The sequence below is a fragment of the Bradyrhizobium centrolobii genome, assembly GCF_001641635.1.
Lineage (GTDB): Bacteria > Pseudomonadota > Alphaproteobacteria > Rhizobiales > Xanthobacteraceae > Bradyrhizobium > Bradyrhizobium centrolobii.
Genome location: NZ_LUUB01000107.1, coordinates 26,204 through 47,221, shown reverse-complemented (window position 1 = coordinate 47,221; position 21,018 = coordinate 26,204). Strand labels below are relative to the sequence as shown.

The 21,018-nt window shown below is 65.4% G+C and carries 26 protein-coding genes and 1 pseudogene; 19 read left to right on the top strand and 8 right to left on the bottom strand.

What is annotated here, in order from left to right; genetic code table 11:
- The 5 genes and pseudogenes from AYJ54_RS53120 to AYJ54_RS39340 all read left to right on the top strand — a co-directional run.
- Positions 1-175, top strand: a pseudogene (locus tag AYJ54_RS53120) (heme ABC exporter ATP-binding protein CcmA); the annotation flags it as partial.
- Between the two features lie 322 nt (positions 176-497).
- Positions 498-1,166, top strand: a complete 669-nt coding sequence (gene ccmB, locus AYJ54_RS39355; RefSeq protein WP_063707876.1) for a heme exporter protein CcmB — start codon at positions 498-500, stop codon at positions 1,164-1,166.
- Between the two features lie 76 nt (positions 1,167-1,242).
- Positions 1,243-1,974 (top strand): heme ABC transporter permease, encoded by a 732-nt coding sequence (locus AYJ54_RS39350; protein ID WP_063707875.1) that lies wholly within the window; start codon positions 1,243-1,245, stop codon positions 1,972-1,974.
- 1 nt (position 1,975) lies between these two features.
- Positions 1,976-2,155 (top strand): heme exporter protein CcmD, encoded by a 180-nt coding sequence (gene ccmD / locus AYJ54_RS39345; protein ID WP_063707874.1) that lies wholly within the window; start codon positions 1,976-1,978, stop codon positions 2,153-2,155.
- Complete coding sequence (locus AYJ54_RS39340; protein WP_063707873.1) at positions 2,152-2,745, top strand: DsbE family thiol:disulfide interchange protein; 594 nt, start codon at positions 2,152-2,154, stop codon at positions 2,743-2,745. Before ccmD ends, AYJ54_RS39340 begins: the two co-directional genes overlap by 4 nt.
- Before the next feature lie 136 nt (positions 2,746-2,881).
- Here the strand turns inward: AYJ54_RS39340 and AYJ54_RS39335 are convergent, their stop codons facing one another.
- Together AYJ54_RS39335 and ftsY are read right to left on the bottom strand one after the other, a co-directional pair.
- Positions 2,882-3,484 (bottom strand): septation protein A, encoded by a 603-nt coding sequence (locus tag AYJ54_RS39335; protein WP_063707872.1) that lies wholly within the window; start codon positions 3,482-3,484, stop codon positions 2,882-2,884.
- Between the two features lie 2 nt (positions 3,485-3,486).
- Complete coding sequence (ftsY, locus tag AYJ54_RS39330; protein ID WP_063707871.1) at positions 3,487-4,431, bottom strand: signal recognition particle-docking protein FtsY; 945 nt, start codon at positions 4,429-4,431, stop codon at positions 3,487-3,489.
- Between the two features lie 223 nt (positions 4,432-4,654).
- Between ftsY and AYJ54_RS39325 the strand changes: the two genes are divergently transcribed.
- On the top strand, positions 4,655-5,356 hold the full coding sequence (locus AYJ54_RS39325; protein WP_063707870.1) for an RluA family pseudouridine synthase: 702 nt from the start codon (positions 4,655-4,657) through the stop codon (positions 5,354-5,356).
- Positions 5,357-5,633: 277 nt separating this feature from the next.
- The gene (locus AYJ54_RS39320; protein WP_063707869.1) at positions 5,634-6,743 is read left to right on the top strand and encodes a DUF2336 domain-containing protein; all 1,110 of its coding nucleotides are present in this window, start codon (positions 5,634-5,636) and stop codon (positions 6,741-6,743) included.
- 389 nt (positions 6,744-7,132) lie between these two features.
- On the opposite strand, the gene mtaB is transcribed toward AYJ54_RS39320, so the two are convergent.
- On the bottom strand, positions 7,133-8,386 hold the full coding sequence (gene mtaB / locus AYJ54_RS39315; protein ID WP_063707868.1) for a tRNA (N(6)-L-threonylcarbamoyladenosine(37)-C(2))-methylthiotransferase MtaB: 1,254 nt from the start codon (positions 8,384-8,386) through the stop codon (positions 7,133-7,135).
- A complete protein-coding gene (dapF, locus tag AYJ54_RS39310) occupies positions 8,386-9,261 on the bottom strand; it encodes a diaminopimelate epimerase (RefSeq protein WP_063707867.1) in 876 nt (291 codons plus the stop codon). Before dapF ends, mtaB begins: the two co-directional genes overlap by 1 nt.
- A 203-nt stretch (positions 9,262-9,464) precedes the next feature.
- On the opposite strand from dapF, the gene AYJ54_RS48335 reads away from it, so the two are divergent.
- Together AYJ54_RS48335 and AYJ54_RS39295 are read left to right on the top strand one after the other, a co-directional pair.
- Complete coding sequence (locus tag AYJ54_RS48335) at positions 9,465-10,205, top strand: GyrI-like domain-containing protein (RefSeq protein ID WP_082906042.1); 741 nt, start codon at positions 9,465-9,467, stop codon at positions 10,203-10,205.
- A 5-nt stretch (positions 10,206-10,210) separates the two neighbouring features.
- Positions 10,211-10,927, top strand: a complete 717-nt coding sequence (locus tag AYJ54_RS39295) for an SIMPL domain-containing protein (RefSeq protein WP_063707864.1) — start codon at positions 10,211-10,213, stop codon at positions 10,925-10,927.
- Between the two features lie 200 nt (positions 10,928-11,127).
- Here AYJ54_RS39295 and AYJ54_RS39290 read toward each other — a convergent pair whose 3' ends face one another.
- Positions 11,128-12,192, bottom strand: a complete 1,065-nt coding sequence (locus tag AYJ54_RS39290; RefSeq protein WP_063707863.1) for an MBL fold metallo-hydrolase — start codon at positions 12,190-12,192, stop codon at positions 11,128-11,130.
- 474 nt (positions 12,193-12,666) lie between these two features.
- On the opposite strand from AYJ54_RS39290, the gene ffh reads away from it, so the two are divergent.
- From ffh to AYJ54_RS39250, 9 genes are all read left to right on the top strand, one after another.
- Positions 12,667-14,220 carry a signal recognition particle protein gene (ffh, locus tag AYJ54_RS39285; protein WP_063707862.1) on the top strand — a complete coding sequence of 518 codons (1,554 nt, stop codon included), beginning with the start codon at positions 12,667-12,669 and terminating at the stop codon, positions 14,218-14,220.
- A gap of 157 nt (positions 14,221-14,377) precedes the next feature.
- Positions 14,378-14,710, top strand: coding sequence for a 30S ribosomal protein S16 (gene rpsP, locus AYJ54_RS39280; RefSeq protein ID WP_063707861.1), 333 nt, complete (start codon positions 14,378-14,380; stop codon positions 14,708-14,710).
- 9 nt (positions 14,711-14,719) lie between these two features.
- Positions 14,720-15,277, top strand: a complete 558-nt coding sequence (rimM, locus tag AYJ54_RS39275; RefSeq protein WP_063707860.1) for a ribosome maturation factor RimM — start codon at positions 14,720-14,722, stop codon at positions 15,275-15,277.
- Positions 15,278-15,425: 148 nt separating this feature from the next.
- Positions 15,426-16,169 carry a tRNA (guanosine(37)-N1)-methyltransferase TrmD gene (gene trmD / locus AYJ54_RS39270; RefSeq protein ID WP_063707859.1) on the top strand — a complete coding sequence of 248 codons (744 nt, stop codon included), beginning with the start codon at positions 15,426-15,428 and terminating at the stop codon, positions 16,167-16,169.
- 108 nt (positions 16,170-16,277) lie between these two features.
- Positions 16,278-16,658, top strand: coding sequence for a 50S ribosomal protein L19 (gene rplS, locus AYJ54_RS39265; RefSeq protein WP_063707858.1), 381 nt, complete (start codon positions 16,278-16,280; stop codon positions 16,656-16,658).
- A gap of 413 nt (positions 16,659-17,071) precedes the next feature.
- Positions 17,072-18,478, top strand: coding sequence for a 3-isopropylmalate dehydratase large subunit (gene leuC / locus AYJ54_RS39260; protein WP_063707857.1), 1,407 nt, complete (start codon positions 17,072-17,074; stop codon positions 18,476-18,478).
- A gap of 94 nt (positions 18,479-18,572) precedes the next feature.
- Positions 18,573-18,782, top strand: a complete 210-nt coding sequence (locus AYJ54_RS39255) for a hypothetical protein (RefSeq protein ID WP_063707856.1) — start codon at positions 18,573-18,575, stop codon at positions 18,780-18,782.
- Positions 18,783-18,866: 84 nt separating this feature from the next.
- Positions 18,867-19,154 (top strand): hypothetical protein (locus tag AYJ54_RS51725; RefSeq protein ID WP_210184084.1); only part of this gene is annotated, 288 nt, incomplete at its 5' end.
- Between the two features lie 85 nt (positions 19,155-19,239).
- Complete coding sequence (locus AYJ54_RS39250) at positions 19,240-19,539, top strand: DUF1330 domain-containing protein (RefSeq protein WP_063707938.1); 300 nt, start codon at positions 19,240-19,242, stop codon at positions 19,537-19,539.
- Between the two features lie 10 nt (positions 19,540-19,549).
- Here the strand turns inward: AYJ54_RS39250 and AYJ54_RS48330 are convergent, their stop codons facing one another.
- Positions 19,550-19,810, bottom strand: a complete 261-nt coding sequence (locus AYJ54_RS48330) for a hypothetical protein (RefSeq protein WP_082906046.1) — start codon at positions 19,808-19,810, stop codon at positions 19,550-19,552.
- A gap of 119 nt (positions 19,811-19,929) precedes the next feature.
- Entirely contained in the window at positions 19,930-20,130 is a 201-nt protein-coding gene (locus AYJ54_RS39245) for a hypothetical protein (RefSeq protein WP_136624240.1), read from the bottom strand.
- A gap of 234 nt (positions 20,131-20,364) precedes the next feature.
- Between AYJ54_RS39245 and AYJ54_RS51610 the strand changes: the two genes are divergently transcribed.
- Positions 20,365-20,574, top strand: a complete 210-nt coding sequence (locus AYJ54_RS51610) for a hypothetical protein (protein WP_245329241.1) — start codon at positions 20,365-20,367, stop codon at positions 20,572-20,574.
- Between the two features lie 83 nt (positions 20,575-20,657).
- On the opposite strand, the gene AYJ54_RS39235 is transcribed toward AYJ54_RS51610, so the two are convergent.
- Complete coding sequence (locus AYJ54_RS39235; RefSeq protein WP_063707855.1) at positions 20,658-20,936, bottom strand: hypothetical protein; 279 nt, start codon at positions 20,934-20,936, stop codon at positions 20,658-20,660.
- Positions 20,937-21,018: the final 82 nt, after the last annotated feature.

The window sequence follows — 21,018 nt, the reverse complement described above, 5'->3', positions numbered from 1 at the left end:
CCGCCGCCCGGTCTGGCTGCTGGACGAGCCGACCACGGCGCTCGATGCGGCCGGCCAGGACATGTTCGGCGGCCTGATGCGCGACCATCTCGCCCGCGGCGGCCTCATCATCGCGGCGACTCACGCCCCGCTCGGCATCGACGCGCGGGAGCTGCGGATCGGGGGCGCGGCGTGAGGTGGGCTGACCCTCAGGTTTTCTCGGGTGTGTGCGTCCGGCACACGCGGCTCTCCCCGCTACGACCTTCCCAGGGGCCGGGCTCCGCTCTCTCCGTTCCCTCCCCCCTTGCGGGGGAGGGTCAGGGAGGGGGGTGCCACACGGCAGGGCCTTTCGGTTCAAGCACGTGGGAGGCAGGCGTACTGTTGCTGGCAAACCGCTTCCAACGGGCATCGCGCCCGGGGCTACCCCTCTCCCCCACCCTCCCCCGCAAGGGGGGAGGGAGCGCAGTGTGCTCGAGGCTGCCGGCCTCGCTCGAATGTTCCGCCAGGCAAGACAATCCATGACCGCCCTCGCCTCCCTCATCCGCCGGGACATCCGGATCGCACTGCGCGTCGGCGGCGGGGCGCTGATTGGCGTGTTGTTCTTCCTGACCGTGGTGGTGCTGATGCCGTTCGCGGTGGGGCCGGATCTGGCACTGCTGGCGCGGCTCGGACCGGCGATCCTGTGGCTGGGAGCGCTGCTGGCGAGCCTGCTCACGCTGGACCGGCTGTTCATGGCCGACCATGAGGACGGCTCGCTCGACCTGATCACGATGAGCCGGACGCCGCTGGAACTCGCCTGTGCGGCCAAGGCGCTGGCGCATTGGCTGGCGGCGGGCCTGCCGCTGATTGTCGCAACCCCCGTGCTCGGGCTCCTGCTCAACCTCGACGTGGTCGCAACCGGTGCGGTGGCGCTGACGTTGCTCGCCGGCACGCCGGCGCTGACCTTCACCGGCATGATCGGGGCCGCGCTGGCGGTGACGCTGCATCGGGGCGGGCTATTGATGGCGGTTCTGGTGCTGCCGCTGTCGATTCCCGTGCTGATCTTCGGGGTCGCGGCCTCGCAGGCCGCGATCACCGGACCATTGTCGTTCGGCGCACCGTTCTCGATCCTCTGCGCGCTGTCGCTGGTCAGCCTCGTGGTCGGCCCTTTCGCCGCGGCGGCGAGCCTCAGGCATGGACTCGACTGATCTTGACCCCGATCAACTTTCGCTGTGCCCTTTCGTGCTCATTGCCTGAGCGGCCCCCTGTGATTATCAGGACATCATGACGCCGATCGACCTCGCCAATCCGACGCGGTTCCTTGCGCTTTCAGCGCGGGTCCTGCCGTGGCTTGCGGCCGCAACCGTCATCCTGCTCACGATCGGCCTCTATCAATCCGCCTTTGCGCCCGACGACTATCAGCAGGGCGCGACCGTGAAGATCATGTTCATTCACGTGCCTAATGCCTGGCTGTCGATGTTCGTGTGGGGCGTGATGAGCGTGGCCTCGCTCGGCACGCTGGTGTGGCGGCATCCGCTCGCCGACGTCGCCGCGAAAGCGGCAGCTCCCATCGGCGCCGCCTTCACCTTCCTCGCGCTGGTCACGGGATCGCTGTGGGGCCGGCCGATGTGGGGCACCTATTGGGAATGGGATGCGCGGCTGACCTCGGTGCTGATCCTGTTCCTGATGTATCTCGGCCTGATGGCGCTGTGGCGCGCGGTGGAAGATCCCTCGCGCGCGGCGCGCGCCGCCGCCGTGCTGACGCTGGTCGGCGCGATCAATCTTCCCATCATCAAGTTCTCGGTCGACTGGTGGAACACGCTGCACCAGCCGGCCTCGGTGATGCGCATGGGCGGCTCGACGCTCGATCGCGCGTTCCTCATCCCGCTGCTGGTGATGGCGATCGCGTTCACGCTGCTGTTCATCACGCTGCATCTGGCGGCGATGCGCAACGAGATCCTGCGCCGCCGCGTCCGCTCCTTGCAGATGATGCAAGCGAGCCAGAGGGCCGCCTAAGATGTCGCTTGGCCCGTACGCGTCGTTCATCATGACGTCCTATGCCGCTGCGGCCCTGGTGGTCGCGACTCTGATCGGCTGGGTCATGATCGACTATCGCAACCAGACCCAGCGCCTGCGCGAGCTCGATCGCAGCGGCATCACCCGCCGCTCGGGGCGCAGCGCCACGGACAGGCCATGAACGATCCTTCGGCTTCCGCCGCGCGGCCGCGCCGCACCTTCCTGATGGTGCTGCCGCTGCTCGTCTTCCTCGCCCTGGCGCTGCTGTTCTGGTTCCGGCTTGGCAGCGGCGATCCCTCGCGGATTCCGTCCGCACTGATCGGACGGCCGGCGCCGCAGACCATGCTGCCGCCGCTAGACGGCTTGCAGGACAACGGCGCGCAGGTGCCGGGGCTCGATCCGGCCGCGTTCAAGGGCAAGGTCAGTCTGGTCAATGTCTGGGCCTCCTGGTGCGTGCCGTGCCATGACGAGGCGCCGCTCTTGACCGAACTCGCCAAGGACAAGCGCTTCCAGATCGTCGGCATCAACTACAAGGATACGCCCGATAACGCGCGGCGCTTCCTCGGCCGCTACGGCAATCCGTTCGGCCGCGTCGGCCTAGATGCCAACGGCCGCGCCGCGATCGAGTGGGGTGTCTACGGCGTGCCGGAGACATTCGTCGTCGGGCGCGAAGGCACCATCGTTTACAAGCTGGTCGGGCCGATCACGCCGGAGAATTTCCGGACGGTGCTGCTGCCGGAGCTCGAGAAGGCGTTGAAGGCGGGGTCATAGTACGGGTCTCGTGCCCCGGACGCAGCGCAGCGCTTCTTCAGCGATGCGCTGCAGAGCCGGGGGCCCATGCCGACAGATCAATCGCGGCCTCCTGGGTCCCGGCTCGCGCTTCGCGCGTCCGGGACATGAGACCTACTTACCCCTTCCGCACATCCCCCGCCTCGGCCTCGCTGGCTTCCAGCGACACCGGCGCGAGGTGGTAGCGCTTGGTCAGCGGCATCTGCGCGATCGCGAAGATCATCGTCAGCGGCGTGACGCCGAATACCTTGAAGTTCACCCAGAAATCCGTGCTCTGGGTGCGCCAGACGATCTCATTCAGGATCGCCATGCCGGCGAAGAACAGCGCCCAGCGCAAAGTGAGGATGCGCCAGCCCTGCGGGGTCAGGTTGAACATCTGGTCGAACATGATCGCGATGAAGGAGCGGCCGAACAGCAGGCCGCCGCCGAGGACCGCGGCGAACAGGCCGTAGATGATGGTCGGCTTGACCTTGATGAAGGTCTCGTCGTGCAGCACCAGCGTCAGCGTGCCGAACACCAGCACGATCACGCCGGTCACGATCGCCATGATCGGGATGTGGCGTGTCACAACATACGACGCGATCATCGCCGCCACGATCGCGACCATGAAGGCGCCTGTCGCGGCGAAAAGGTTGAACTTCGAATTCACGAAGAAGAAGACGAGCAGCGGACCGATCTCGGTCGCAAGCTTGAACAGCGGATGCGGCTGGGTCTTGTCCATTCTCAACTCTCGATTCCGGCGATGGCACGGGCAAAGTCGCGCGCGGTGAACGCGGCGAGATCGTCGACGCCTTCGCCGACGCCGATGAAGTGCACCGGCAGTTTGAATTTCTCGGCGAGCGCGACCAGGATGCCGCCGCGCGCGGTGCCGTCGAGCTTCGTCATCACGAGGCCCGTGACGCCGGCGGTGCGATGGAACGCCTCGACCTGCGATAGCGCGTTCTGGCCGACGGTGGCATCCAGCACCAGCAGCACCGCGTGCGGCGCGGTGGCATCGACTTTCCGAATCACGCGCACGACCTTTTCGAGCTCGTTCATCAGCTCGGACTTGTTCTGAAGCCGGCCCGCGGTGTCGATCAGGAGCACGTCGATGTTCTGCTCCTTCGCCGCGGTCAGCGCGCTGAAGGCGAGGCTTGCGGAGTCTGAACCCTGCGCGCCGGCGATGACCGGCGTCTTGGTGCGTTCGCCCCAGACCTTGAGCTGCTCGATCGCGGCTGCGCGAAACGTATCGCCCGCGGCCAGCATGACCTTGTGGCCTTCGGATGCGAACTTCGCCGAGAGCTTGCCGATGGTCGTGGTCTTGCCGGAGCCATTGACGCCGACCACGAGGATGACGAAGGGCTTTTTCGTCGCATCGATCTCGAGCGCCTTCGCGACCGGCGACAGCACCTTCTCGACCTCGGTGGCGACGACGTCCTTCACCTCGTCCGCCGAGATCGCCTTGTCGTAGCGCCCGGTGCCAACGGCATCGGCGATCCTGACCGCAACCTCGGTGCCGAGGTCGGCGCGCAACAGCACGTCCTCGATATCGTCGAGCATGGCGCGGTCGAGCTTGCGCTTGGTGACGAGGTCGGCGACCGCGGTCCCCAGCGAGGACGACGTGCGCTTCAACCCGTTGGACAGGCGGCGCCACCAGCTCAGCTTGGGGGTGTCGGAGGAATCGTTCATGGTGCTCGTGCCGCCGATTTGAAGTTCCTACTCTCTTGCCGCAAGTTCGGTTAGGAACTTCAAATTGAAAAGCGGCACGAGAAATCGTTGTTGCCAGTGCGGCTTTGGATTTGGCATTCGCTTCGCGTTGTGCGGCGACCGCCGAGCGAATGCCAAATCCGCCGCGCAGGTGTGTTAGCCGTTCCGGCTCCTAAACGAAAGTCTTGACCGAAAGTCCTTATCCTTGCTCGATGTTCCCGAATTGACCGCCGACGAAATCCTGGCGCGCGTGCTCCACCGCGACGGGCTGATGCTGGTGATCGACAAGCCGGCCGGCCTGCCGGTGCACCGCGGCCCCAAGGGCGGGGCAAACCTGGAAGCCTCGTTCGACGCGCTTCGTTTCGGCCTGCCGCGACCGCCGGTGCTCGCCCACCGGCTGGACAAGGACACCTCCGGTTGTCTCGTGCTCGGTCGCCATCGCAAGGCGACGGCCTCGCTGGGCCTTTTGTTCAAACATGGCAAGATCGGCAAGACCTACTGGACCGTGGTCGAGGGTGGTCCTGCCGAAAACGAAGGCACCATCGACATGCCGCTCGGCCGCCTCAATGCCGAGCGTGGCTGGTGGCAGAAGCCCGACCCCGAGGGTCAGAAAGCCGTCACCAACTGGAAGGTGATGGGCCGGGGCGCAGGGCTCACCTGGCTCGCCATGGAACCCGTCACGGGTCGCACCCATCAACTGCGGGTGCACTCGGCGGCGAGCGGCTGGCCAATCGTCGGCGATAACATTTACGGCAACGGCCCGCGCTTCGGCGAGCCGCGCCTGCATCTGCACTCCCGCGAGATCGTCGTGCCGATTTCCAGGAACAAGGAGCCGATTCGAGTGGTAGCGCCGGCGCCGGCCCATATGCACGAGCGGCTCCGCGCCTGCGGGTGGAACGGCGAGTAAGCGCCGCAAGTTCGCTCAACCTCTCCCGCTTGCGGGGGAGGTCGGCGCGCGGCGCCGGGTGGGGGCTTTCTCCACCTTGGGATTTTCGATTGCGGCAACACCCCCACCCCAGCCTCCCCGCAAGCGGGAGAGGGAGCCCACCTCCTTTGCGGCGACAACTGAGCCTAACCTCATCAAGCCCAGGCGCATGGTTTACGAAACGTTCAGCGCTCGCCGCTAATGATAGCGGCTGCTTAGAACAAGCTTCCGTCAATCCGCTCAGGACGAGCAGCGCGAGATGTCCAAGGCCCAGCTATCGATCATTCACGAGGTCGAATCCGCGATCAGGCTCGGCTCGGCGGAAAAGGGCCTGGAAACGGCCCGGCGCGTCACCGACCTGTTCCTGTCCTCGGCCGGCAGCTTCAACGACGAACAGATCGCGCTGTTCGATGACGTGCTCGAGCGCCTGATCGGCACCATCGAGCTGCGCGCGATCGCCGACATGGGCGCCCGCGTCGCGCTGGCCGAAATCAGTGCACAACTCGCGCCGATCGCGCAGGCGCCGCCCTCCGTGATCCGCCGCCTCGCCAACAATGACGAGATCCGCATCGCCGGTCCCGTACTCCAGGAATCCGCGCGCCTCGACGATGCGGAACTGATGAAGATCGCGGCGACCAAGGGCGAGCCGCATCTGCTTGCCGTCGCCGGCCGCTGGTGGCTGAAGGAGATCGTCACCGACGCGCTGCTGGCACGCCGCTATCCAAGCGTCAGCCGGCGGCTCACCGCCAATCCCGGCGCCCGCGTCTCGGGAGACGGATTTGCCGTCATCGTTGGACAGGCCGAGTCCGATCCGGAACTGGCCGTGAGCGTCGGTGTCCGCGTCGACCTACCGTCAGAGCTGCGCCGCCAATTGCTGCGCTCGGCGACGGATGCCGTGCGCACGCGACTGTTGTCGCGCGCGCCGCCGCATCTGTTCGAGGAGATCCAGACCGCGATCGCGGCCGTCACCGTGGGCGTCGAGCGCGAGATGTCCGGTGTCCGCGACTTCGAAGGTGCCAAACGCGCCATCGCGGGCCTCAAGGCGACCGGCCAGCTCAACGAGGCGACACTGTTCGGCTTCGCCACGCAGCGGCGGTATGAGGAGACCGTGGCAGCATTGGCCGCGCTGTCCGATTCGACCGTCGAGGTCATTCGTCCCCTGATGCAGAGCCTGCGCGACGATGGCCTGCTCGTGCCGTGCAAGGCGGCGCATCTCAGTTGGGAAACGACCGCCGCCGTGCTCGAAAGCCGCTTCGCCACCGGCGCGATGAAGCCGGCGGATCTTGCCAGGGCACAGGGCCATTTCGCCCGCATGACGCCGGAGAACGCGCACCGGACGCTGCGGTTCTGGCAGGTGCGGGCGTCGTAGGGGCGCGCACTGTCGTAAAGCGCGCACTTGAGGCACGGCGCATCCACACCCTCGGTGTCGTCCCGGCGAAGGAAGGGACCCAACCCCAGGGAGAAATTTGGCGCGGATTCTCAGTTACTCTGCTTCGTCGGGACAAGCACCGCGCGCGATCGATGGATCACGCGGTATGGGTCCCGGCCTTCGCCGGGACGACATCGGGGTGCAGGCGATCACCAAGTTGACGGTGTCATCACCCGCGAAAGCGGGTATTCGAAAGGCTGTGGTGGGATACGGAGCAGCCGTCGCGTACTGGGTCGCCCGATCCCGGCTGCGCCAAGGCTACGCCGGGCCGCAAGGGATGCTCGGCCGCCGAAGCTTCAGCGAAGGCGGCGCCGGGCGACGACAGCGGATTATGTGGTCAGCCGCTCGCCATCACTGCTGCCAATCCTGAGCGGCACGACACTCCCCACTCGCTCACCCGCAATCGCCACCGGCAGATAGTGCTCCGTGCGTCCCTGCTCCTCGCTCTCGATCAGCACATCGCGCGTCGCGCCGATCTCGGCTTGCAGCCTCTGCCGCAGCGCCGCTTCGCCGGCCGCGCGGAGTAGCTTCGCGCGTTCCTTGATCAAGGGGCCCGCAACCTGCGGCATGCGCGCCGCGGGCGTGCCGGGGCGCGGCGAATAGGGGAAGACGTGCAGGAAGGTGAGGCCGCATTCCGCGACGAGGTCGAGCGAGCGCGAGAACATCTCCTCCGTCTCGGTCGGGAAGCCCGCGATGATGTCGGCGCCGAACGCGATGTCCGGCCGCAGGCGGCGCACCTGATCGCAGAACGCAATCGCCTGCGCGCGCGAATGCCGCCGCTTCATGCGCTTCAAGATCATGTCGTCGCCGGATTGCAGCGACAGATGCAGATGCGGCATCAACCGCGCATCATCGGCGATGGCGTCGAGCAGGTCGCTATCTGCCTCGATGGAATCGATCGAGGAGATGCGCAGCCGTTTCAGCTCCGGCACATGCCGCAGGATCTGTTTTGTCAGCATTCCGAGCTTTGGCGCGCCCGGCAGGTCGGCGCCATAGCTCGTGAGATCGACGCCGGTCAGCACAATCTCGGCGTGGCCACGCTCCGCCAGCGCCCGCACCTGCTCGACCACCGCACCCATCGGCACCGAGCGCGAATTGCCCCGGCCATAGGGGATGATGCAGAAGGTGCAGCGATGATCGCAGCCATTCTGCACCTGCACGAACACACGCGGCAGGCCGGCGGCGAAGCCGTCAATGAGGTGCGGCGCCATCTCCTTCACGGCCATGATGTCACTGACGGCGATCTTTTCGCTGGCGCCGATGTCAAATGCATCGCGCGCCTCGCGCCAGGATGACGCCCGCATCTTGTCGTCATTGCCGACGACGCGATCGACCTCGGCCATACCAGCGAACATCTCGCTCTGCGTCTGCGCCGCGCAGCCGGTGACGATGATGCGCGCATTGGGACGTTCGCGCTTCAATTTGCGGATCGACTGCCGTGCCTGCGCCACCGCCTCGTTGGTGACGGCGCAGCTATTGATGACGATGGTATCGCAAAGACCTGCGCCGTCCGCCTCGCGGCGGATCACCTCGGCCTCGAACGCATTGAGGCGGCAGCCGAAGCTGACGACCTCGACGGCCATTACGTCACCGGCGCGAACAGCGCCGGATCGAAGGTGCCCTCATATTCGAAGGTCGCCGTGCCCGTCATCAGCACGTGGTCGTCGCGCTCGCGCCATTCGATGCCGAGCTTGCCGCCGGGCAGCGTGATCTCGACGTTGCGGTTCGCGCGCTTCAGGCGCGCCGCAGCGACCGCGGTCGCACAGGCTGCCGAGCCGCAGGCCTTGGTCAGGCCGGCGCCGCGCTCCCAGGTGCGGATCGTGATGTGGTCGCGATCGACGATATGGGCGAGCGTGATGTTGGCCCGCTCGGGGAAGATCGGATGGTTTTCCAGCAGCGGACCAAAGCGCCCGAGATCATAGGCGTTGACGTCGTCGACCCAGAAGATCGCGTGCGGGTTGCCCATGCTCACCGCTGATGGCGAATGCAGGATCGGATTGTCGATCGGTCCGATCTGCAATTCGATGTAGCGGGTGTCGCGAAACTCTTCCGCGAGCGGAATGTCCTGCCAGCCGAACTTGGGCCGGCCCATGTCGACGGTATAGAGATCGGGGGCAGGACCCTGCCAGCAATTGAGCAGGCCCGCCCGGGTCTCAAAGGTCGCCGTGGTCTGTCCGGTCTTCTCGAAGATGCGCCGCACCACGCAGCGCATGCCGTTGCCGCAGGCGCCGGCTTCCGAGCCGTCATTATTGTAGATGCGGATGAAGGCTTCGGTGCCCTCGAGCCGCGGCTTCTGGAGCACCATGAGCTGGTCGTAGGGCACGCCCCCTTCCGCGGATGCCACCGCCCGGGCATCGTCAGGCGTGACCGGGGACGCAGCATCGCGCATGTCGACAACGACGATCTCGTTGCCGATGCCATTCATCTTGGCAAATGCGTGGTTGGCCAGCGCGCTCATGAAAATTCCCGAATTTCGCCTGCCTTATATGGCGTTCCTTGCCGGCTTGGCCAGTGATTTGCTGCGGATCGCCATGACGCATCTGTCATGGGACGAATTCGGCGCTCGCGTGTTAGAACGACACAATTCACGCGAACCGGGATGCGCGGCCGGGCGCAAAGCCGGATTAAGACCTTGGTGGGTAAGGTCTTGGGGAGAATAAAATGAAAAGCTTTCGTCGTCTCGCTCTGGCCGCGCTGATCCCGGCAGCGGCCATGTCGTTTGGCCTGTCCGCCAGACTGACAGGTGCCTCAGCGCAAACCCCGAGCCCGGCGCCGGCCGTGTCGGCAAGTCCCTCCCCGGCGCCATCGGCCTCGCCGCCTCCGGCCGCGAGCGCCTCGCCCGCCCCGGCGGCAACGCCGTCCCCGGCGGCCGGCGCCTCCCCCTCGCCCAGCCCGACGGTGCCGCCCGCCGCGGCCGCCAGCCCTGCCCCGGTGCAGACCGCCGACCCCTTCGGCCAGGAGACCACGCTCGAGGCCAAGAAGGTCGTGATGGTCAAGGGCACTGCCAATTGGGATTCGGCTTTCGACACGCTGGTCGACGCCTTCAAGGCGCTGAACACGCTGCTCGACAAGCAGGGCATCAAGCCGTCAGGCAATCAGATGATCGTCTATACCTCGACGGACGATACCGGCTTCACCTTCCTCGCCGAGATCCCGGTCGAGCAGGATCCGAAAAACTTGCCCAAGGACATGAGCGTCGGCAAATCGCCGGAGGGCAAGGCGCTGAAGTTCGTCCATCGCGGCTCCTACGACAACATGGACAACACCTATGAGGCGATCACCAATCACCTCGACGACAAGAAACTGGAAGCCAAGGACACCTTCATCGAGGAGTACCTCACCGATCCCCTGAAGACGGCGGAGGACAAGCTCGTGATCAATGTGTACGTGCCCCTGAAGTGAGACTGATGAAAAAAACTGCCGCGCTGACCTCTATTCTGGCCGCCGTCCTTGCCACCAAGCTGCTGACCGCACCCGCGCTCGCCGATGATTTTCCGTCCGTGATCTCGGTGAGCGGCGCAGCCACGGTTTCCGCCGCCCCGGACCTCGCGCAGCTCGACGCGGGTGTCGCCAACGACGCCAAGACGGCGAAGGAAGCCTCCGACGCCAACAATGCGGCGATGGGCAAGGTGCTGCTGGCGCTGAAGGGGGCCGGGATCGCAGAGAAGGATTATCAGACCTCACGGCTGTCGCTGCAGCCGCAATATGCGCCGAACCGCTCTACTGGCGCTTCGCCCGTGGTCGGCTTCCGTGCCAGCAACCGCATCACCGTGAAGATTCGCGACGTGACCAAGATCGCCAGCATCATCGACACGCTGGTAAGCGCCGGCGCCAACGATATCGGCAACATCTCCTTCGAGGTGACCCAGGCCTCGAAGCTGCTCGACGATGCCCGCGAGCAGGCGGTGGCCGATGCCCGCCGCAAGGCCGAGATCTACGCGAGGGCCACCGGCGTCACGTTAGGTCCGCCGCTCAGCGTCTCCGAAGGCGGCGGCCCGGTGCCGCTGTTCAAGGGCCGCATCGCCGCCGCACCGATGGCCGCAGCCCCCGCCGCCGTTGCGCCCGGCGAGGAAACGCTGTCGGTGACGGTGAATGTGAGCTGGGCGATCAAGGCGGGACAGTAGACGAGGCGCTCGTTGCGAGCGACTCGGTAAGGGGCACACTGCCGCAACAATACAGGTGTCGTCCCGGCGAAGGCCGGGACCCATAGCCACAGGATCGCGTTGTGGCGTGAAGACGGTAACCCCGAGTTTTTCGCCAAACTACTCCCTGGGGTTATGGGTCCCGGCCTTCGCCGGGACGACAGTTTGATTCGTGCAGAGAGCTAAATCTCCACCACCTGCCCCGGCTTCATCGCCACGAACCGCTCCTGCGGAATCTTCGCCGCATCGAGCGCCTCGACCAGCGCCATGGCCGGCGCGTCGATCGCTTCGTCCGTCAGCTGGAACGTGCCGTGGTGGTGCCCGAGCGCAGCCTGCGCGCCACAATCAAGCAACGCCTTCACCGCGTCCTCGGGATTCATGTGCTGGTCGCGCATGAACCAGCGCGGTTCATAGGCACCGATGGGGAGGATCGCCAGCCGGAACGGCCCGTGCGCTTCGGCAACGCGGCGAAAGTGCTTGCCGTCGCCATAGCCGGAATCGCAGACGACGTAGATTTTTCCTGCCGGCGTCTCCAGCACGAAGCTGGCCCACAGCGCCTTGTTGCGGTCGAACATGCCGCGCGCCGACCAGTGCCGGGTCGGCACCAGGTGCACGGCGACGCCGGAGCCTAGATCGACCCGGGCATGCCAGTCGAAGGCCTCCGCCTTGATCGTGGGATCGGCGCCACGCATCGTCACATCATTGCCGAGCGGCGTGACCACACGCGGGGCAAAATTCTTGGCGAGCCGCGATAGCGTCGCGATGTCGAGATGATCGTAATGCCCGTGCGAGACCAGCACGACGTCGATCCTGGGAAGCTTGTCGAAGGCAATGCCGGGATCGTTATGCCGCTTCGGTCCGGCAAAGCTGACTGGCGAGACCCGCATGGACCAGACGGGGTCGACGAGGATGTTGAGGCCGCCGGCCTGGATCAGCCAGCTTGCATGGCCGACGAAGGATAGCCGCACCTTGTCGCCGTCGACGCGGGCCGGCGGGGTGTCAGCATAGGGGCTCGGCGCCCAGTCCGGCCAGGTCGCGCGCTGCCGGCCGCCGCCGAATTGCCAGCGGAACACTTCCCCAAGCGATTTCGGCGGCACGCCGTCGGGATCGAAGAAGTGCAGACCGTCGAAATGGTCGGAGACGGAACCGTCATAGGTTTTCATGCGGGACATCCAAAGGGGCGGGACGCCGATCAGCGCGCCCACACCGGCAAGCACTCCAAACAGGCGGCGGCGGGTGACCGGCACGGGGCGGACTTCAGGGATGGTAGCCGAGGTAAATCATCACCGGCTATATGGGCGCGACCGCAGGAAATGGAACCCGTTGCCAGAACGTCTCTATCTTCAAGGCCTTACTCTACCAAACGCACTCCGGCACCCTAACTTTCCTTGACTTTTGGGCGTGAGCGGCGTTTAACCCCGCGCACTTTCTCGGAAAGGCTTTCTTTTCGACCCGCCGACTGGTCCTGGAGGCCAGAGGTCAACGCCCGACAGCGCTGTGCGCCCTCGGGCGTAAAGGTGTTTGGAACTACGTCTTGGGGCAATGCGCCAAGGCACATTGAGGGTCATCATCCGCAAACGCGGGTGATCCAGTATTCCAGAGGCACCTCGGCTTGAACCGAGACGCCACAGCGTACTGGATGCCCCGCCTTCGCGGGGCATGACAGCGGAGAATAACGGAGCGCTCCTCCCGTTGGGAGGGCAGCAACAGGACAAACGGCATTGTTCGACAATCTGTCGGAAAGGCTTGGCGGCATCCTCGATCGTCTGACGGGGCGCGGTGCGCTGACCGAAAAGGACGTCGACGCCGCGATGCGCGAGGTGCGCCGCGCGCTGCTGGAGGCCGACGTTGCGCTCGAAGTGGTGCGCAGCTTCACCGAACGCGTCCGCGAGCAGGCGATCGGCGCCACCGTCGTGAAGTCGGTGACGCCGGGCCAAATGGTCGTCAAGATCGTCCATGACGAGCTCGTCAACACGCTCGGCGCCGAGGGCCAGACCATCGACGTGAATTCGGTGCCGCCGGTGCCGATCATGATGGTCGGCCTGCAGGGCTCCGGCAAGACCACCACCACCGCCAAGCTCGCCCGCCGCCTCGTCCAGCGCGACAAGCGCAAGGTGCTGATGGCCTCGCTCGACGTCTACCGCCCGGCGGCGATGGAGCAGCTGGCCGTGCTCGGCCGCGATCTCGACATTCCGACCCTGCCGATCGTCGCCGGCCAGCAGCCGCCGCAGATTGCGAAGCGCGCGCTGGAAGCCGGCAAGCTCGGCGGCTACGACATCGTGCTGCTCGACACCGCCGGCCGCACCACGCTCGACGAAGAGATGATGGCGGAAGCAGCCGCGATTAAAACCGCCGCCAACCCACATGAAGTGCTGCTGGTCGCGGACTCCCTCACCGGCCAGGACGCCGTCAATCTCGCCCGCTCGTTCGATCAGCGCGTCGGCCTCACCGGCATCGTGCTGACCCGCGTCGACGGCGACGGCCGCGGCGGCGCCGCGCTGTCGATGCGCGCGGTGACCGGCAAGCCGATCAAGCTGATCGGTACCGGCGAAAAGACCGATGCGCTGGAGGATTTCCATCCCGATCGTATTGCGGGGCGCATCCTCGGCATGGGCGACGTCGTGTCGCTGGTCGAGAAGGCCGCCGCCAACATCGATGCGGAAAAGGCCGCGCGCACCGCCGAGCGCATGCGCAAGGGTCAGTTCGACCTCAACGACATGCGCGAGCAGCTCTCGCAGATGGCCAATATGGGCGGCATCAGCGGCCTGATGGGTATGATGCCCGGCATCTCCAAGATGAAGAACCAGATCGCTGCCGCCGGCATCGACGACAGGATCTTGAAGCGCCAGGTCGCGATCATCGATTCCATGACGCGCGAGGAGCGCCGTCACCCCGACCTGCTCAAGGCGAGCCGCAAGAAGCGCATCGCCGCCGGCTCCGGCCAGAGCGTCGAGCACGTTAACAAGCTCTTGAAGATGCACCGGAACATGGCCGACGTGATGAAGGCCATGGGCTCGGGCAAGCGCGGTCCGCTCGCCGGCATCGCGCAGGCCATGGGCTTCGGCGGCGGGATGAAGATGCCGTCGCCCGAGGAGATGAAGGCGCTGCAGGAGAAGATGCAGGGCGGCGGCGGACAAGGCCTTCCCAACCTGCCGAAGGACCTACCCGCGGGCCTCCGCCAGGGGCTACCGAATGTGCCGGGGCTCACGGGCCTCAGCAACAAGCCGACCCTGCCCGGGCTCGGCGGCTTCCCCGGACTGGGGAAGAAGAAGTGAGGGCACTCTCTCGCCTCGTCATTCCGGGACGCGCCCTTAGGCGCGGGCCCGGAATCCATACTCCCGATCGTGGTTATGGATTCCGGGCTCGCCCGCTTCGCGTGCGCCCCGGAATGACGAGCTGACTTTTCAATTAACCGACACTCAGGAGACCAACATGGCAGTCGTTATCCGCCTCGCGCGCGCGGGCACCAAGAAGCGCCCCGTCTATCACGTCGTCGCCGCCGACTCGCGCTTTCCGCGCGATGGCCGCTTCATCGAGCGTCTCGGCTATTTCAATCCGCTTCTGCCGAAGGACAACGAGGCTCGCCTCAAGCTCGATATGGACAAGGTGAAGTCCTGGATCGCCAAGGGCGCGCAGCCGTCGGACCGCGTGATGCGTTTCCTCGACGCCGCCGGCGTCAAGAAGCGCGAAGCGCGCAACAACCCGCAGAAGGCCGTGCCGCGCAAGGAGCGCAAGGCGCAGGCCGAAGCCGCCGCGAAGGCCTAAGGCCAGCCCATGCCGGCGCTGGTCTGCGTCGCGCGGATCGGCGCCGCGCATGGTGTGCGCGGCGCGGTCAAATTGTGGACCTTCACCGAGGATCCCTTTGCCGTGCGGCGCTATGGGCCGCTTGTCACCAAGGATGGCAGGCGCCAGTTCGAGGTCGCGCAGGCGCGTGAGGCCAAGGATCATCTGGTCGCGACGTTCACGGGCGTCACGACCCGCGATGAGGCCGAGCGCCTCAACGGCATCGAACTCTACGTCGCGCGCGAAAAACTGCCCGCGACCGACGAGGACGAATATTACCACACCGACCTGATCGGGCTCGCCGCCGTCACAACGACGGGCGACGCGCTTGGCCGCGTCGTCGCGATCCATAATTTCGGCGCCGGCGACATCATCGAGATCGCTCCGCCCAAAGGCACGACGCTGCTGCTGCCGTTCTCCAACGCGGTGGTGCCTGAGGTCGATGTTGCCGGCGGACGTATCGTGATCGCGCTGCCGCAGGAGATCGAGGGCGAGGATCGGGACGAAGATTCCTCCGCGAGTCGTCCCCGCGAAAGCGGGGACCCATAACCACAGGCCGTGGTTTTTTGGCTAAGCTGGTGGCCCCGATCATCGCAAAACTGGCTGCGGTGGTGGGTCCCGGATCTGCGCTCCGCGCTGGGCAACGCTACGCGTTGCCAAGAGCTGCGCTTGTCCGGGACGACGAGAATGAGAAACAATGGCGAACCCCTCACCCTGGCGCGCGACGGTGCTGACGTTGTTTCCGGAGATGTTTCCGGGACCGCTTGGCGTGAGCCTGGCCGGACGGGCGCTGGCTTCCGGGCTGTGGGAGCTCGAGGCGCGGGACATCCGGGCCTCCGCGACCGATCGCCACCGCAGCGTCGACGACACGCCGGCAGGCGGCGGGCCGGGCATGGTGCTGCGGGCAGATATCCTGGCCGCCGCGATCGACGCGGCTGAGATCGGCCCTGACCGACCCCGTCTCTTGATGAGCCCAAGGGGTCGGCCATTGACCCAGGCCCGCGTTGTGGAGCTGGCCGAAGGCCCCGGCCCCTTGATCGTCTGCGGACGGTTCGAGGGGGTGGACCAGCGGGTGATTGACGGAAGGGGCCTCGAGGAGGTCTCGATCGGTGATTACGTGCTGTCCGGGGGCGAAATCGCGGCCCTCGCGCTCATTGACGCCTGTGTCCGGCTGCTGCCGGGCGTCATGGGCAAGGAGGCCTCCGGAACCGAGGAGAGCTTCTCCGACGGCCTCCTGGAATACCCCCAATACACCCGTCCGCAGCTCTTCGAGGGGGTTCCGATCCCCGAAATCCTGACCTCCGGCGACCACGCCAAGGTCGCTGCCTGGCGGCGGGCGGAATCCGAGGCCCTGACGGCGGCGCGGCGGCCGGATTTGTGGGCCAAAGCCCCGAATCGGCCCTCCGGCCGAAAAACGCCAAAAAACAAGACAGACGGGTGACAAACGCTTCGGCTTGCCTTATAGGAGCGGCCAAATCCGCAATGGCTGGATAGACGAATTTCGCGCAGCCCCCGTCCTGCGGCTGGGCGCGCCGATGGAGATTTACCCATGAACCTGATCAAGCAGCTCGAAAAAGAGCAATTCGACAAGCTCTCCGCCGGCAAGGACATTCCGGAATTCGCCCCCGGCGACACCGTGATCGTCAACGTGAAGGTCGTCGAAGGCGACCGCACCCGCGTGCAGGCCTATGAAGGCGTCTGCATCGGCCGTTCCGGCGGCGGCCTCAACGAGAGCTTCACCGTGCGCAAGATCTCGTATGGCGAGGGCGTCGAGCGCGTGTTCCCGCTGCTCTCCCCGATGATCGACTCGATCAAGGTGGTGCGTCGCGGCAAGGTGCGTCGCGCCAAGCTCTATTATCTCCGCAACCTTCGCGGCAAGTCGGCCCGCATCGTCGAGAAGCAGGACCGCGCGGCTGCCGTCGGCGAGTAATCTTCGCCACCAGGCAAGTTTTCGAAAAGCGCGGGGTCAAACCCCGCGCTTTTTTGTTGCGTTCAATCGTCATGGCGAGCGCAGCGAAGCAATCCAGAGATGCATCCGCGGAAGCAGTCTGGATTGTTTCGTCGCTTCGCTCCTCGCAATGACCGTCGTGGAAGGCTCTCGCGCTTTTACCTCTGCGTGCTATATAGCTTCTAGAATGTTTCCAGATCTGACCAGCTTCGCACTCATCAAGCGCATCGTCATCGACGATCGCTCGCGGCTGCCTGGCCGGTTCTTCGGACGCTTCGCGACCTCGGCAACATCAGAGCTTAGTCCCGCAGCTTAACCGCTGCGCTGAAGACGATTCTGTTGCCCCGCGCGTGACCGCGCCTATCCGCTACACAACATTCCCGGAGCTGACGCTCATGTCCAAGCCGACCACACTGTACGACAAGATCTGGAACGACCATCTGGTGCACGAAGCCGAGGACGGCACCTGCCTGCTCTATATCGACCGTCATTTGGTCCACGAGGTGACCTCACCGCAGGCGTTCGAAGGCCTGCGCACCACGGGCCGCAAGGTCCACGCGCCCGAGAAGACACTCGCCGTCGTCGACCACAACGTGCCGACCACCGATCGTACCAAGCCGAACCCCGATCCGGAGAGCATCGCGCAAATCAAGGCTCTCGCCGAGAACGCCAAGGAATTCGGCATCGAATATTACAACGAGTTCGACAAGCGCCAGGGCATCGTCCACGTCATCGGCCCGGAGCAGGGTTTTACGCTGCCCGGCACGACCATCGTCTGCGGTGACAGCCACACCTCGACGCATGGCGCGTTCGGCGCGCTCGCGCACGGCATCGGCACGAGCGAGGTCGAGCACGTGCTGGCGACGCAGACGCTGATCCAGAAGAAGGCGAAGAACATGCGCGTCACCGTCGACGGCAAGTTGCCGGAGGGTGTGACGGGCAAGGATATCATTCTCGCCATCATCGGCGAGATCGGCACCGCGGGCGGCACCGGCTACGTGCTGGAATATGCCGGCGATGCGATCCGCGCGCTGTCGATGGAAGGCCGCATGACGGTCTGCAACATGTCGATCGAAGGCGGCGCGCGCGCCGGCCTCGTCGCGCCCGACCAGAAGGCCTACGACTTCCTGCGCGATCGTCCCAAGGCGCCGAAGGGCGCCGCCTGGGATGAAGCGATGCGCTACTGGGAAAAGCTGCGCTCCGACGAGGGCGCGCATTTCGACCATGAGATCCGGCTGGACGCAGCCAAGCTGCCGCCGATCGTGACCTGGGGCACAAGCCCTGAGGACGTCATCTCGGTGACCGGCTTCGTGCCCGACCCGGAGAAGATCGAGGACGAGGCCAAGCGCATCTCGAAGCACCGCGCGCTGAAGTACATGGGCCTGACTCCGGGAACGAGGATCACCGACATCAAGCTCGATCGCGTCTTCATCGGCTCCTGCACCAACGGCCGCATCGAGGATTTGCGCGCCGCCGCCAAGATCGCGGAAGGCAAGCAGGTCTCGGCCCATGTCAACGCCATGGTCGTGCCGGGCTCCGGCATCGTGAAGGAGCAGGCCGAGGCTGAAGGTCTGGACAAGATCTTCATCAAGGCCGGCTTCGAGTGGCGCGAGCCGGGCTGCTCGATGTGCCTTGCGATGAACCCGGACAAGCTGAAGCCGGAGGAGCGCTGCGCCTCGACCTCGAACCGCAACTTCGAGGGACGCCAGGGTTTCAAGGGCCGCACCCACCTCGTTTCGCCGGCGATGGCGGCGGCCGCAGCGATTGCGGGTCACTTCGTCGACGTCACGGATTGGCGCTGAGCCGTTCCCTGCAATTCTAGCTATCGCGGCAAGCCGTCGTTAATCGGCATCGCCGACATTGCGTCCTCGCGACGGTTTCGCGAGGACGCGCGCCATGGCCAACAAGCCTGAATATGTCGATCTGATCAGCGAGGCGACACGCCAGCACCGGCGGCGCGCCGCGCCGCTGCGCATCGTCGCCAAGCCGGAGGTCGAGGAGACGTCAAAGCTCAGCCGCTGGCCGCCGGCGATGTTGCGGCAGTGGAAACTCGAGACCCTGATGCGCTGGAAGCCGGCGTCGTGGAAGCTGAAGGATTGGATTTAGCCGCGTTCTCCGTCATGCCCGGGCTTGTCCCTGCGCATCCACGAACTTCAGAGCCCGAGGTAAAAACGTGGATGGCCGGGACANCCCGGCCATGACGACCCGCTGTTAGCCGAAGCGGCTCACATCACCAATAGCGGTACGCAGGTCGCGGCCTTCGCCACAGGCGAGGTCGCCGGATTGATCAAGGTCAGCGCCCCGGCGCGACGCGCACTTCCCACCGACAGTATCAGTGTTGCAACGGCCGCAAGTCCGAGCAAGCGCATCGGGCTTGCCGCGGGACCCAACCCCCTCAGCATGGAATTCTCCCTGAATCCGCACAACGACGCCTGTTCTCGGCGTCTTTCATTGCGGTCATTGCCAACGTTAAATTAGGGACAGCGACGTGAACGCCTTCTGAATGAACGACGTTCCGCGCATCGGGCTGCGACGCAGCGCCGCGACTTTGGAGTTTTTTGCGATGACTGTTTATGCGATCGCACAATTGAAGATGACCGACCGCGCAGCCTATGACCGCTATCAGGCGCGGTTCTACGAGGTGTTCAGGAAGTTCGATGGACGGCTGCTCGCTGCCGATGAACATCCGCACCTGCTGGAAGGCACCTGGCTGTTCGATAAGCTTGTCATGATGTCGTTTCCCGACGAGGCTGCGTTTCACGCCTTCTCGAACTCACCTGACTATCTGGAGATCTCACGCGACCGCAAGGCGGGCGCACAAGCGACCGTGCTTCTGGTCAAGGGATTTGCGCCCGCCGGCTAACGCGGCGACATCACCGCCACGGCCCGAAGCCGAACACGAAGGGATAAGGTACGGCGTAAGGATAAGGGCGATAATAGACGGGCCGCGCGTAGTAGTGCGGCTCGTAAGGCGCATAGCGGCGTACAACGTCGTGGTGTCGCGCGTGGCGTCGTACACCGAAATCCGCCACCCCTGCTGAGGCGTCCGGTTTCGCCACAGGCTGAGCAACGGAGACGCTCGGCAAGCCGGCGGCCAGCCCGACAACGACGGCCAGTGTAATCCGTTTCGGCATGACGACCTCCGCCCTCAGCATGCGGGCTTCACGCGGCCGTCTGCAAGCAAAAACAGGCCCGGGAGCCGGGCCTGTCCGCGCGTGAGCGCTGTCGCCTCACCAGTGGCGATGATGACGATTCAGTGCCAATGATGGCGGGGATGCCAGTGATGCCAGCGCACTTCGGTCGTGGGCTTGGCGACATCCAGCACCGATTGCGCGGCGCCCGGATTGATCAGCGATACGGCCTGCGCGCGTTCGACCGGCGCAGCGATAACGAACAACGCTCCGACGGCCGCAAGACCCAGGGCCTTGAGGCCGAAGACTTTCAAAGACTGCATTTCCTGTGTGATCTCCTGACATCTTTCCTGCGGTGCACGCAGTGCGAAGACGTCGCTGCACGAGAACGACGCTAGAGCCCACGGCCTGAATCGCGTGTGAATGAGCGCACCACAGACATGAATGCAGAGCACACGCGGCGAGTTCCGCAGCGCCGGCGCAAGATTTCACGCGCCGCCGAAACCGGCCGTCATTGACGCACGTATCTTCTGGTCAAGCGAATGCAGGACATGCTCATGGCACAGTCTCACGGACGATCGATGTCTTGCCTGGTGATCGCAGCAAGTGTGCTCCTTGGCGCGAGCACGGCGCTCGCCGCGCAGGGGCCAGGCGTCGAAGCCGGCAGCGCAAGCCCGCTGACGCAGCTCGTGATGGCGATCCTGGTCTATGGAGCTTCCGCGCTCATTATCGGCGCCGGGCTGATCGGCGCGCTGCGCGGACACTGACGCGCGACCATCGCGCTTTAGATTCTTGATCGAGCATGATCTTGCCGGAAAACCGATCTCCACTTTTCCGGATCGGCCGGGCGTCAGCCCCGGCGCCAGTAGCAGCTCATGCGCGGCACGATCACCGTGCCGCTTGGCCGATATTCCTGAACATAGGTCGCGTTGCACTCGCGGACCGCGTCGGGACCGGGATTGTAGCGCGGATAGACGCCATCCGGATTGTAGTAGGGCGTCACGCGGAGCCGGGTGGGGGCCCGCTTGCGTGACGGCGGGGCATCGGGCGAGGCCGCCTGGGCCAATCGGACTTCGGGACCAGCCGTCTGGGCTTTCGCGCCAACGCAAAACTGCGAAAACAACCCCATGCAAAGTAGAACCAGTACCGCTGTTCCCGCCCGCATCGTACCACCCACCTGAAACATCCCCACCGAGCCGCCGTACGCTCCC